Source organism: Streptomyces sp. NPDC059788 (assembly GCF_042732265.1).
GTDB lineage: Bacteria > Actinomycetota > Actinomycetes > Streptomycetales > Streptomycetaceae > Streptomyces.
Map to the genome: position 1 here is coordinate 1 of NZ_JBHWHY010000122.1, position 1,176 is coordinate 1,176.

1 protein-coding gene is annotated in these 1,176 nt (G+C 71.1%); it reads left to right on the forward strand.

Features of this window, described 5'->3' with window-relative positions:
- Positions 1-28 precede the first annotated feature (28 nt).
- Positions 29-1,176 (forward strand): transposase (locus ACFV57_RS42665; protein ID WP_385244698.1); only part of this gene is annotated, 1,148 nt, incomplete at its 3' end.

A 1,176-nucleotide genomic window follows, 5' to 3' on the forward strand; every position in this document is an offset into this window, starting at 1 on the left:
CGACGTTGTTGTGTGGGGAGGGTGTCGGGTGTCGATGCGGCCGGAGGAGCCTGGAGAGGTTCCGGCGGAGACGGTGCGGGTGGCACGGGCGGCCTTCCCCAAGGGCAGTCTGATGATCCGGATCCGGGACGAGCTGGGTGTGCTGTTCACGGACGAGCAGTTCGTCGGCTTGTTCGCGGCGCGGGGCAAGCCCGCCTTCTCTCCGGGCCGGCTCGCGCTGGTCTCGGTGTTGCAGTTCGTCGAGGGCTTGCCGGACCGGCAGGCCGCTCAGGCGGTGCGGGGACGGATCGACTGGAAGTACGCCTTGGGCCTGGAGCTGGCCGATGCAGGCTTCGACTACTCCGTTCTCAGCGAGTTCCGCGCCCGGCTGGCGGAGGCCGACGGCGGGCAGGCGGTGTTCGACCGGGTCCTTGCGGCGGCCCGTGAGGCCGGGCTACTGCCGGTGCGGGGACGGGCGAGGACCGATTCCACACATGTGCTGGCGGCGATCCGGTCGCTGAACCGGCTGGAGTTCGCCATCGAGACGCTGCGGGCCGCGCTCAACGCGCTGGCCGCTGTGGCTCCCGGCTGGCTCGCCGCCCGCGCCGATCCCGCCTGGTATGACCGCTACGCGGCCCGGGCTGAGGAGTACTGGCTGCCCAAGGGCCGCACCAAGCGGAGTGAGCTGGCCGATCGAACCGGGGCCGACGGGATGCGAGTGCTGAACAGCGTGTTCGCCGACGAGGCGCCCGGCTGGCTGCGCGAGGTGCCCGCAGTGCAGGTGCTGCGCAAGGCCTGGGTGCAGGAGTTCTTCGTCGACGGCCAGGGGCAGGTGCGCCAGCGGACCCCAAAAGACCGCCCGCCAGGCGCGATGTGCCTGGCCAGCCCCTATGACGTGGACGCACGCTACAGCGTGAAGCGCGACACCAAGTGGGACGGCTTCAAGGTCCATCTGACGGAGTCCTGCGACGACGGTGCGCCCCGGCTGCTGACCGATGTCACCACCACACCGGCCACCGTCAGCGACGACCACATCGTCAAGACCGTTCATGCCCGTCTCGCCGGACGGGCCGCGCTGCCCGGCGAGCACTGGGCCGACGCCGGCTACGTCAACGCTGCCGCGCTGACCGAGGCCCGTCGCGACCACGGCGTCGACCTGCACGGCCCCTTGCAGACCAACACCACCGTCCAGGCCGC